This window comes from Pseudofrankia sp. DC12, assembly GCF_000966285.1.
Classification (GTDB): domain Bacteria; phylum Actinomycetota; class Actinomycetes; order Frankiales; family Frankiaceae; genus Pseudofrankia.
This window is the reverse complement of record NZ_KQ031391.1, coordinates 1,550,015-1,561,889: the sequence shown is the minus strand read 5'-3', so window position 1 is coordinate 1,561,889 and position 11,875 is coordinate 1,550,015. Positions and strand designations below refer to the sequence as shown.

Sequence of the window (11,875 nt, the reverse complement as noted above, 5' to 3'; positions counted from 1 at the left end):
TCGTTCTTTCGGTGGACCCGGCGCGGGACAGCTGGGGGCTAACGGCAGGGACCCCAAACGCGCCCAAAGCGGGGATCTTGGAGTCAGAACGTCACCCGGTGCACAAGGAAAGCGAATGTCGATGCCAACCGAGCCCTACCCGGACTCCCCGCCCATGTCCGCCCCTTTGCCTGCCTACGCCGGCCACCCCGTCCGTCTCGACGCCGAGCCCGAGCCCGACGAGCGGCTTTCGCGCTGGCTGTGGCTGGTCAAATGGTTCCTCATCATCCCGCACTCGATCATCCTGGTGTTTCTCTGGATCGCGTTCGTCCTGCTCACGGTCTTCGCCTTCTTCGCGATCCTGTTCACCGGCCGCTACCCACGCGGAATCTTCCGGTTCAATGTCGGTGTCCTGCGCTGGACCTGGCGGGTCCGGTACTACGCGTATGGCGCCCTGGGAACCGACCGGTATCCGCCGTTCACGCTCGGTGACGTGCCGGACTATCCGGCCCGTTTCGACGTCGCGTATCCGGAGCGCCTTTCGCGCCGCCTCGTCCTGGTGAAGTGGTGGCTGTTCGCGATCCCGCAGTACCTCGTGCTCGCGGCGCTCACCGGGACCGGCGGCTGGGGCGGCGGCCACCGGATCCTGCACGGTGACCACGGGCTCGGCGGGTCGCCGGGGCTGCTCGGCCTCCTGATCGCGGTCGCCGCCGTGCTTCTGCTGTTCAGGGGCCGCTACCCGCGGCCGCTGTACGACCTGATCATCGGCCTGGATCGGTGGACCGCCAGGGTCATCGCCTACGCGGCCCTGCTGACCGACGTCTACCCGCCGTTCCGGCTCGACCAGGGCGGCCCGGACCCCTCGCCCACGTCCACACCCCCGGCGCCGGACTGGCCGGCCGCGTCCACGGCCACCGTCACCGGCTCTTAACCGCTGCAGGACAGCGGGAACGGAACGTCTCAGCGCGGCCGCCGACCCGTATCGGGCCGGCGGCCGGGCGCGTGCGGAGAGGTTCAACCCCGCCCGGAGCGGCGCGATTTCCGGCTAGTCTGACAGCGCACAGAAGATCATAGACACGGCGGCGACCGCGCGTCCCGGAGGCGAGCCCGGTGTGATCATCAGGGTGACGGTGCGACACGCGACCACCGGGGCGAGCCGTGACGTCGAGATCACCGTGGAGCCCGCCACGCCCGTCGCGTCCATCCTGGCCGCGTTGCCGCTGCCGGCCGCCGGCCGTCCGTGCTACGTCGGTGAGCAGCTGCTCGACCCGGCGGCCACTGTGGGGGAGAGCCCGCTGCTCCAGGGCGCGACGGTCAGCATCGGCGCGCCCGGCCCGCGTCAGCGAGCGACGGAGCCGGGAGCAGTCGGTGCGCTGAGGGTCGTCGACGGCCATGACGCGGGGCTCGTCGCCTGGCTCGCGCCCGGCCGGCGCACGGCGGCCCGCGCCGGTGACGCCGACCTCGTCCTGCACTGCGAACAGGCGTCCCGCGAGCACGTCGAGATCGAGATCGACGTCCTCGGCCGAGCGGCAGCCGTCGACGCCGGGTCCTTCAACGGCACCTTCCTCGGCGGCGAGCGGCTGACCGAGCCTGCGTCACTGCCGGCCGGCGCGTTACTCACGGTCGGCTCCGACCGGATGGAATGGGTTCCGCTTCCGGCCGCCGGCCTGGTCACGAAGCCGGGTGGTGACGGCCGGCTTGACTTCGACCGGACGTTCGTCTCCCCACCGGCCGTCCAGCCAGCCGAGATCGTGCTGCCGACGCCACCGACCCGGCCGGCCACCTCACGGCTGGGTACGTGGCTCTCGGCGCTGCTGCCGGTGGCGATGGGCCTGGTGCTCGCGGTGGTCACGCACCGGACGCTGGTCCTGCTGATGTGCCTGCTGGGGCCGATCGGGGTGATCGGCACCCAGTTCAGCGACCGGCGCCAACGCCGGCTCGACCGCGAGCGTTATGACGAAGCCACGGCCGCCGTGGCCCGTGATCTCGCCGTGCGGCTCGCCGACGAGGAGAGGGTCCGCCGGGCGCAGGCACCCGATCTGGTCGACCTCACACTTGCGGCGACGGGCGCCAGCCGGCAGCTGTGGCCGCGCAACGCGGACTCGCCGGATGGGTTGTGCTTACGGCTCGGTGTCGGCACCGCCACGCCTTCGTTCGCGATCCGGGGCGAGCGCTGGGCCGGCTTCCGGGAGCCCGCGCTACGCGGGATCCCCCTGACGGTGGACCTGCGTACCGTCGGAGTGTTTGGAATCGTCGGGTCGACGGCTGAGGCGGCCTCGCTCGCCCGATGGCTGCTGATCCAGCTCGGCACGCTGCGCAGCCCCGATGACCTGCGCCTCGTGCTCATCACCTCGAACGACGACGCCGACCTCGCCTGGGCGACCTGGCTACCGCACGCAGGCGACGGCGAGGCCGGCGATCTCCCCTGCTGGCTGGGGAACACGGCCACGACCCGGGCCGACCGGGTCCGCGAGCTCCGCGAGCTGATCTCGATCCGGCTGGCCGAAAGACGCGGGAACACCCAGGTCCGCTACCAGGAGGACGTCGTCGTCCTGCTGGACGGCGCTCTCGCCTTGCGCAACCTGCCTGGCATGAAGGCGATCCTTCGCGACGGTCCCGAGGCCGGGGTCTACGTCCTCGCGGTCGACCGGACCGCGCCGAACGAATGCCGCGGCACCTGCGTCGTCGACGACCAGCTCGCCCTGGAGCTCACCCGCGGGCGCGGCGAGCCGCCGATCCGTGGCCGCGCGGAGGGCCTCGGCGCCGACCTGGCAGCGGAGCTCGCCCGCGCCGTCGCGCCGATGCGGGACCGGCTGAGCCTGGGTGGCACCTCGGCGAGCATTCCCCGGGAGGTCCGGCTTCTCGACCTGCTCGGCATCCAACGGCCGACCGCCCGTGCCGTCGCCGAGCTGTGGGCCACGTGCCCGGGACCGGCCACCCGCGTCGTGCTCGGCGCGGGCGCCGACGGACCCGTCACCGTCGACCTCGCCGCGCAGGGACCGCACGCCATGCTCGCCGGCGCGACCGGCACGGGCAAGAGCATCCTGCTGCAGACGCTGGTGACCTCCCTGTTGCTGGCGAACACGCCAGACGAGCTGAATCTGGTGCTCATCGACTTCAAAGGCGGCAGCGCGTTCCTTCCGTTCGAGAACTGTCCCCATGTGGTCGCGTTGCTGCGCTCGACCGGGGAGACGGCTGCCGAGGTGTTCGACGAGGCGGCCGCCCGGCGCGTGCTCGCCTCGGTCCGAGCCGAGGTCCACCGGCGGGAACGGCTGCTCGCCCGGTACGGCGGCGAGATCGACGAGTACTGGCGCGCCCTCCGCGTCGGAGGCCCGTCGACGCCCCTACCGCGGCTCGTCCTTGTGTTCGACGAGTTCGCCCGGGTGCTGGAGACGTCCCCGGACTTCCTGAGTGAGCTGGTCAACGTCGCCGCCAAGGGCCGGTCGCTCGGAATGCACCTCGTACTGGCCACCCAGTCGCTGCAGGGAAAGCTGTCCGCCGAGCTGAAGAACAACATCGACCTGCGGATCACCCTCCGGCAGAACGAGCCGGCCGACAGCGTCGAGGTCCTCGGCGTCCCCGACGCGGCGGCCATCCCTGGCCGGCTGCGTGGCCGCGGCTTGATCCTTTTCACCAAGGACGAGACCCGCGCGCCGCGGCCGTTCCAGTCCGGCTACCTCGGCGACCCGCCCCCCGCCGACGGCGCGCCGCCGGCCCGAGTCCGCGTCGTCGACTGGGGCGCGCTCGGCCTCCCGCGGCCGGAGGCGAAGATCGACCACCGTGGTGCCGCCACCGATCAGACCCTGACCATCCGCGCCATCGAGGAAGCGGCCGTCCACGCAGCCCTACCGGCGCCGTTTCGGCCCCTGCTGCCGCCGTTGCCCGCCGACCTGACGATCGCCGATCTGGCCGCCGCCGCGACGACACCGGTGGGCGCCACCGAGATCCCGCTCGGGCTGGCCGACGAACCGGCCGCCCAGGCGCAACCGCCGCTGGTCTTCGACCTTGCCGGCACGGATCGACTCCTCGTCGCCGGGGGACCGCAAAGCGGCCGCACCACGCTGGCCGGCGCCCTCGTCGCGGGCGTTGCCTCCCGATTTCGGCCCGACGAGGCTCATATCTACGTGATCGAGCGCCAACCGGCCGGACTAGACGCCTATGCGGCCCTGCCGCACTGCGGCGCCGTCGTCTCCATCGCGGAACCCGACCGCGTGCGCCGGCTGGCCGCCTGGCTGCACGAAGAGGTGAGCATCCGCCGGACCGCCCGGGTTGGCCCGGCTGGTCTCGCCGACGCAGGCCAGGCGCCCCTGACCGGGCGGCCAGGTGCGAGTTCGCGGTGGCCGTGGATCCTCCTGATCGTTGACGGCTGGGAGCACTTCGAGAATCGGGCCGACCCGAACTTCGTCGAGACGACCCCGCTGCAGGAGCTACGGGAGGTGATCGCGGCCGGTCCACCCGTCGGCATCCATGTCGTCCTGCTCGGCGGCCAGGACCTCGCCGGCAGCCGAACCGCGGCCCTGTACACCCGCCGGCTCCTGCTGCCGTTCGGAAAGGAGGAACTCCGCCGGCTGCACTATCCGACCGGCACCGCCAGCCCACCCGACCTGCCCGGCCGGGCCGTCGACGCCGCGACCGGCACGCACGTCCACCTGGCCCGCTCCCACCTCTCGGCGGGCCGCCTGACCGAGTACGTCACCCAGCTCCAGCTCGGCCCCGCACCTCGCGATGCCCGCGCATCGGGGCTACGACCGGCGCCTGGCCGGTCCGGTACCGGAAAGCCGGCCAGGACGGATCGTCCATCCCGGAGCAACCCTGCCGCCAACGGCCGACCCCCGGCCGGGGCCGGATCGGGCACCCACCGCAACGCATTCCTGCCACCGGCGGCGGTCGTTCCGTTGGCCGTTGGACTGCCGCGCGCGTTCCCGTCGATGCCGATCCGCGTGCGAGCCGACGAGCTACCGCCGCCGCATCCTGCGCCTTCCGCGACCTGGCTGCCGCTCGGTGTCGGAGGCAAGGAGGTGACGGCCGTCGGTGTCGACCTGTTCGGTCCGGGCCCGCACGCGCTGCTCGTGTCAGGCTCGCCCGGATCGGGCCGGACCACCGCGGCCGCGACCATCATCAGGGTCCTTCGGCGCGCCGGCGTCGGCGCGCTGGTCGTCGCGCCGCCGAGATCGCCACTGCCCGCCCTGCTCGGCGACGGTGATCAGGGCATCCGCCTCGTCCGCGCCGGCGACGTGAAGGACACCTGGCTCCGCGAAGCCGCCGCGGCCTTCGACGGTGGCCGGTTCGCCGTCATCGTCGACGACTGCGACCACCTCACCATCGAGCCCACGGTCGTCAACTTCGCCGACGCGCGCACGTTGCTGGAAGAAGCCGCCAGCCCAGCCGCCGCCGGACACCAAGCCCTCGTTCTCTGCGGCGACGCCGTTCCCATCCTCAACGGCCAGCGCCGCGCCCTGCTCAAGGTGACCAACGAGATCAGGACCTCCGGCGGCGTCCTCCTGCTAACTCCGACTTCGCCGCACACCGCCCGCGACCACAACCTCCGCCTGGAACCCGACCAACTCTTCGCCACCCCACCCGGCCGCGGCTACCTCACCATCCGGGGAGCCACAACCCTGATCCAGCTGGCAACCTGACGGCCGCACCTCATGTCCGCACCCGCACGACCAGCGAATCAACGGGCCGCGTGCGGGCCGTGAATCAACCCGATCACGAAGGCGGACTCTCGAGGGGCCTCCTACGAATGCCATTCAATGAGGTCCTCGACCGCCTGGCGGAGCCAGCCGAAGAAATTGTCAAACGTGGCACGGTCCGGCGCCCTGGGATCGCCGAAGTCGTGAACGATGACGACCCTCTCCGACTGTACATCCCAGCAGGCAACGTCGTCATTGTCCTGTCGCTCGGCGAAGGGCACCAGGTCTCGCCCCGTGAATCGCTCCCGCAGCCCGCTGTAGCGGTCTTGCAGCATTTCTCCGGTCGGAATCCACCACGGAGTTAGATCGGTCATCCCAATATTCAGGATGGCAATAAACTCCCGTGGGTAGGAGAATCCTGTGGGTAGCGTGCTCTCGTCGATGAGTTCGGCCATCGCACTAGCTTCCGTTCCATCTGGGCATGTCGAACGTCCCGTAGGGGTTTGTATCTCGAAAGCCCTCCCGCTGGCGCCCGATCCTGGCGAGGATCGCGTCTCCCCAGTTCGGAGCCGATCCTCTCGGGAACCTGAATCGTCGGATATTGTCCACCGGAAGTGTCTCGTTGAATTCGTGAATCTCGGCCTGGACGTCGATGCCTGCGTGGCGCGCGGCGAGAACTCTGGTGTTGTCGACGCTTGTCAGGACGCCGTCCGGCATGCGGACGGCGTCTATCGCGCCGCCGACCCAGCCGACAGTCCTCATGCTGTCGATGATTTCTCGGGCATCGTTGACGGATGACTGGCTGAAGCGAATGGTGTTGGGGTTCAGGCTGCAGGGGGCAAGGCCGTACGGGTCGAGCCAGGACAGCGGGTTCCTGACGTAGCTTCGCGGGTTCGGGGCCGCCGCCAGGCCGAGCGGGTCCGGGGTCTGATAGCCGGCGGTGAACGGATCGTAATAGCGGTGGAAGTTGTAGTTCAGGCCGGTTTCGGGGTCGTGGTACTGGCCGGGAAAGCGTAGCGGGCAGTCGGTCGTGGCGGGGGCCGGTGGTGGGGAGACGCCCCAGAGGGTTGTGCGGGAGTGCCAGGCCAGGTGGCCGTCGGGGTTGACCAGTTCGGTGGGGGTACCGATCAGGTCGGTGATGATGGCGTGGAACTGGGCGTCGTACCAGGCCTGACCGGGATCGTCTGGCCCACAGTCCAGGGACAGCGTCTGGTGGTCGATGGGGTGGCGTTCCGACTGGGTGAGGGGGCGGAAGGTGTTCGGTTCCCAGTCCCAGGTGGTGACCGTCGTGGCCGGGTCACCGGTGCCGTCCGACTTGGCGTGGACCGTGTGGTGCTGCTCGGCGAGGACGAGGCCGTCCCAGACGAACGCGGTCTGTTCGACGATGTCGTCGGCGCCGTTGAGTCGTTGTTTGGCGACGCGCCGACCGAAGGCGTCATACCGGTAGCGCCAGCGGGTGCCGTCCGCCGTGGTGACGCCGGTCAGGTGATCGTCGGCATCCCAGCTGTATCGCCAGGTGCCGGTCTCCTCGCTGTCGTAGGACTGCTGGCGAAGAATGACCCGGCTTTGGGCGTCGTGCTCGTACCGGGTCGCGCCGGCCTGGCGGATCAGCGTGCCGGAGTGCTCGCGCGCGCCCTGCTCGTCGGCGGTGCCGGGGCCGAGGGACGCCGGCCATGAGGCGCCGACGAGGTTGCCGGCCGGGTCATAGGCGTAACGCTCGGCCCAGGCCGCGCCCTGGACGCCGGTGACGCGGCGCATCGCGTCGAGCTCGAAGCGGTGGAAGCCGGCGCCGAGATCGTCGATCTCGGCGAGGTAGCCGTCCGAGGTGTAGGCGAAGTCGCGGCGCTGCAGAAGCGTGGCGGCGCCGCCTGGCTGACCGACGGCCGGGCGCCGGGACGAGCCGGCGACGAGCGTCTGGGAGCGCAGCCGGTCCCGGGTGTCCCAACGCTGGGTGAGCAGGACCTCGGCGCCGCCCGGGGCGTCGCGGGCGAGGAGGCGTTCGAGCTCCCGCCCGGCGGCGTCGTGGGTGAAGGTCAGTACCTGGCCGGCGGTGCGCAGCGTCAGCGGCCGGCCAGCCGGGTCGTACTCCCAGGCGCTCTGGACGCCCGACGGGGTGACCCGCCGGGTCCGGCGGCCGAGCGGGTCATACCGCGACGTCAGGCGGCGCCCGTCGCAGGTCTCCGCCGTGACCCGACCGAGAAGGTCGCGTTCGAGGACGACCTCGGCGTCGGGGCTGGTGGCACGTACAACTCGGCCGCGGGCGTCATAGGCGAACGTTGTGAGGCCGCTCGGACCGGATTTGCCGACGACGCGGCCGAGCGGGTCCCGGGTGTAGGTGACGGTCTCGCCCGCGCCGTTGGTGCGCTCCACCAGGTGACCGGCGGCGTCGTAGCCGTAGCGGACCGTCCGGCCGTCGAAGTCGCTTTCGGCGACGAGCTGGCCGGCGGCGTCGTACTCGTAGCGCCAGACCAGCCCCTGCGGGCTGGTGACGCTGGTCAACCGGAGTTCGGTGTCGTAGCCGAAGGCCATCCGGGTGCCGTCAGGACTCGTGCGCGCGGCCGGCAGGTCGAAGTGGGTGTACTCGGTGCTGGCGACGAAGCCGGCCGGGTCGACCTGTTCGACGAGGTTCCCCTCCGCGTCGTACCGGTAGGCGTCGGTGGCGCCGTCGGGGTGGATGCGGGCCGCCAGCTGGCCCTCAGGTGTCCAGGACAGACGGGTGACGTCGCCGAGCGGGCCGGTCGTCGCGACCACGCGGCCGAGGGCATCCCGGTCCCAGGAGGTGACCGCGCCGGTGGGGTCGGTCACGGCGATCGGCAGGCCCGCGCCATCGGTCTCGAGCTGGGTCAGCTGGCCGAGGGCATCGGTGACGGCGACCAGCCGGCCGTGGTCGTCGTGGACGAGCTCGGTGCGGCCGCCGGCCGGGTCGACGACGGCGACCAGGTTGCCGCGGGTGTCGTACTCGCGTTCCCAGCGGGTGCCGTCGGCGTCGACGGATGCCAGCGGCAGGCGCTGCGAGTTCCAGACCGTGCTGGTTCGGCTGCCATCCGGTCGTTCCACCGCGACGAGGTTGCCAACGTCGTCGTAGTGGTAGCGGACTGTGCGGCCAAGGGGATCGGTGACCGCGGTCCGGTTGTCGAAGCGGTCCCAGGTGAAGGTGGTTGTTCGCCCGAGGGGGTCGACTCGGCGCCCGGGGCGCAGCCGGTCGGTGAAGTGGTGCGTGGTGACGTGCCCGAGGGAGTCTGTCTCCGTCGTGACGTGGTGTTCGTCGTCGTAGGCGAGTGTTCCGGCGAGGAAGCCGTTCGAGCCGGCGGTGCGCACGACCCGGCCGGTGGCGTCGTAGGTGTACCGGTACTCGGTGCCATTGCGGTCAAGCCAGCGGACGATCCGTCCGTCGGGGTCGTAGTCGAACCGCAGCGCCCGGCCGGACGAGTTGATGACGTGCGTGAGCTGGCCGGTCGCGTCGTAGCCGTAGCGGACCACGGTCTGCTCGCCCTCGGCCGTGACCGCGCCGACGGCCACGATCCGCTGGCCGTCGGTGCGCACGGTGAGCTGGTAACCACCGGAGTGGCTGATCTGGGCGAGGTCACCGTCGGCGTCGTAGCCGAGCTCGACTCGGTTGCCGTTGCGGTCGTCCATCGCGGCCAGCGGTAACGCGACCCCGCGCTGGCCGTCGGCGGGAACGGCGAACCGGTAACTGTGCCCGGCCGCCGCGTCCAGCACCGTGTACTGGCCGGCCTCGTCGAGCGTCAGCTCCAGTCCTGGCCCCGCCGCGGGCAGCACGGGCGGGCCGCCGGGTGCCGGATGCGGGAACGCGAGCGCCATCCCGTCCGCCGCCGCGAAGCAGACGCCTTCGTCGTCGACCTCCAGGCGCAGGTCCACCGTCGAGCTCCAGCCGGCGCCGAACCAGCGGCCGGCGGTGTAGCCCGACTGGTAGGTGCGCCGCAACGCCCACCGCAGGACGCCGGGCAGCTCGACGTCCTCCTGGTCGAGAATCATCTGGCCGCTGGCCAGGTCGATGGGGTCGCGGCCGGTGACCCGGCACCACGCCGCCTTCGCGTACACCTCCGCGCGCCGCAGCGGGCCGCGGATCCGGCTTCCCTCCTCGATGCCGCGGGGCGTGGCGGTCCCGAGCCGCCGGCTGAGCGGACCCAGCCGCCGGCCGAGGCGCAGGGCCGTGGTAACGACCCGTGACCCGCCGCGGCCGGCGCGGACGGCCCGCGCGGCCTCGCCCAGCCCACGCGCGCCTCCGGCCGCGCCCCGGCCACCGGGGATGACGCCGACCGCGTCGATCAGCACCTCGCCGAGTGACGCCTGGCCGCGGCCATAGCGGCGCAGCGCGTCCGTCAGGACGACGGCGCCCGCGCCCAGGACGACGGCGCCCAGGGCCCAGCCGGCCGGGCCGGAGACGACCAGGACGGCGAGGCCGGCGACAAGCGCGACGTCCGCGCAGAACCCGACGAAGTTGTGCCAGGACGTGAACGGCTCGGTGACGACGTGGCGGGTGCTGTCCCAGGCCTTGAGGTACCAGGGCCGGTTCTTGATCCCGCTGTCCCGCAGCGCGGTGTCGATGCCGTCGGCGCAGGTTCTCGCCGCGCCGTCGCGGAGGCTGGCGGCGTCCCGGGCCAGCCGGGCCGCGAGATCACGGTCGTGCCGGGCGTCCTCACCCTGCCTGGCGACCGCCCGGACCTGGTCGGCGACGCCGGGGACGGCCAGCTCCGCGGTCGCCGCCGCGATCGAGCCTGGACTGAGCTCGTCGTTGGGCCACAGCAGCAGCGCCCGCTCGGCCGGCAGCATCGACTCGACGCGAGCCAGCGCGCCCTGGTAGCGGGTATGGGCGTCGAGCCCCTGGCGCAGCGCGGCACCGGCCTGGGCCTTCGCGCGGCCGAGCGTGGTGCCGTAGGCGGACAGCGCCGTGCCGCAGCCGCGGTAGGCCCGGGCGAGCTTGGCCAGCTGGCCCGGTAGGTCGTCGAACGCTCCGGCGTAGCTGGCCGCGTAGTCACCGCGCATCGCCAGGTCGCCGCCCCCGGCGGCGACGGAGCGCAGACGGCGGGTCCCGTCGTCCGCCGTCGTCGCGTCGCGCCCCAACCGGGTGGCGAGGGCCTGTACCGCCGCCGGATCTCCGGGTGTGGGATCGGCGTCGAGCCCCAGCACCTGCCAGTCGCTGCTCATCGGGTGCTCCCCTCGTGCGGGTGTGCGGGCTATCCGCCGGCGGCCTGGCCGAGGGCCGTGTCGAGCTGCTGGTGCTGGGCGATGGCGTCGGTGAGGAACCGGCTCATCCCCGCGAGCCCGGTGATGGCCTGGCGGGTTCCGGTGTCCCAGCTGCCGTATGACTCATGGAAACGACCAGATGCCAGTTCGGTACTGAAACCGCTGGTCACCAGGTTGTCGATCAGGCCTTTGAGGGTGGTCAGCTGGTTTTCCATATCGGTCTGCGCGCGAGACAGCGCGGTCGCCGTTGACCGGATGGCCTCGTAGTCAACCTGGATGTTTGGCACCGGAGATCTCCCATCGGCACGGAAAAGGGCAGGAGAGGGTAGGGACGGCCGTAAAGGCTGGAGGTGTCGGACAGGCAGACGGCGCCCGGCGCGTCGTCGGCGGTCGGGAAAGATGCCAGAAAGGGGGTACTAGACCGGTAGATCGCTGGTGGACCACTGAAGCGTGTCGCTGATGGCCTCGAACAGGTCGAGCAACGGGTCGGCGAGACCAACGTGTGGGCTGGTCAGAACGACGTTCAGCACGCCGGCTCGCAATTCCTCGTGATCGGTGGCAGGCACTGGAATGAGGGTCTGCATCGTGACGGTGTCGACCGTCGCGCCGCCGTCGAGCGCGGCGGGCTCGACGGCGCGGACCCGGACCGCCTCGCCGGCCGGGGTGGTGGCGATCTCGACGGTGCGCCACGGGCCACCCGGCCGGGACGGCGCGCGGGCGACCAGTGCCCCGGCGATCGCGCCGACGGTGTTGCCCGCTGGACCGTCGGCGCCGACGGTCTGGAACACCAGCAGCGTGGCGATCGCGCCGCCGCCCGGGTCGTCCCCTGGCGCCGCCGCGCAGTACACCGCGCCGCGACGTTCGGCCCGGTCGGCGGCCTCGCGCAGGAGCTTGAGCAGCGCGGAACGATACGGGCGCAGGCGTGGCTGGGCCGCCGTGCGCGCGTCTACCAGCCGGGCCAGATCCCCGGTCCGCGTCGCGCGGCGCACGTCGAACGCGAACCAGGAGTCCGGAACCCGCAGGCTGAACCCGCGCTGCCCGGTCGCCATCGT

The 11,875-nt window shown here is 71.8% G+C and carries 6 protein-coding genes; 2 read left to right on the top strand and 4 right to left on the bottom strand.

The genetic code is table 11. The features are described from left to right. Positions 1–115 precede the first annotated feature (115 nt). A complete protein-coding gene (locus FRADC12_RS06290) occupies positions 116–910 on the top strand; it encodes a DUF4389 domain-containing protein (RefSeq protein WP_232303644.1) in 795 nt (264 codons plus the stop codon). A gap of 193 nt (positions 911–1,103) precedes the next feature. Further along, on the top strand, positions 1,104–5,618 hold the full coding sequence (locus FRADC12_RS06285; protein ID WP_232303643.1) for an FtsK/SpoIIIE domain-containing protein: 4,515 nt from the start codon (positions 1,104–1,106) through the stop codon (positions 5,616–5,618). A 101-nt stretch (positions 5,619–5,719) separates the two neighbouring features. Here FRADC12_RS06285 and FRADC12_RS06280 read toward each other — a convergent pair whose 3' ends face one another. From FRADC12_RS06280 to FRADC12_RS06265, 4 genes are all read right to left on the bottom strand, one after another. Further along, entirely contained in the window at positions 5,720–6,070 is a 351-nt protein-coding gene (locus FRADC12_RS06280) for a hypothetical protein (RefSeq protein ID WP_045875931.1), read from the bottom strand. Between the two features lie 4 nt (positions 6,071–6,074). Further along, positions 6,075–10,784 (bottom strand): DUF6531 domain-containing protein, encoded by a 4,710-nt coding sequence (locus tag FRADC12_RS06275; RefSeq protein ID WP_232303642.1) that lies wholly within the window; start codon positions 10,782–10,784, stop codon positions 6,075–6,077. A gap of 29 nt (positions 10,785–10,813) precedes the next feature. Then, a complete protein-coding gene (locus FRADC12_RS06270) occupies positions 10,814–11,110 on the bottom strand; it encodes a WXG100 family type VII secretion target (protein ID WP_052710730.1) in 297 nt (98 codons plus the stop codon). Positions 11,111–11,239: 129 nt separating this feature from the next. Beyond that, positions 11,240–11,872: a hypothetical protein gene (locus tag FRADC12_RS06265; protein WP_045879164.1), complete on the bottom strand. Its 633-nt coding sequence runs from the start codon at positions 11,870–11,872 to the stop codon at positions 11,240–11,242. Between the last annotated feature and the right edge of the window lie 3 nt (positions 11,873–11,875).

Coding starts and splice junctions, on each gene's coding strand:
- FRADC12_RS06290 (WP_232303644.1), top strand. CDS start 116: ATGTCGATGCCAACCGAGCCCTACCCGGACTCCCCGCCCATGTCCGCC.
- FRADC12_RS06280 (WP_045875931.1), bottom strand. CDS start 6,070: ATGGCCGAACTCATCGACGAGAGCACGCTACCCACAGGATTCTCCTAC.
- FRADC12_RS06275 (WP_232303642.1), bottom strand. CDS start 10,784: ATGAGCAGCGACTGGCAGGTGCTGGGGCTCGACGCCGATCCCACACCC.
- FRADC12_RS06265 (WP_045879164.1), bottom strand. CDS start 11,872: ATGGCGACCGGGCAGCGCGGGTTCAGCCTGCGGGTTCCGGACTCCTGG.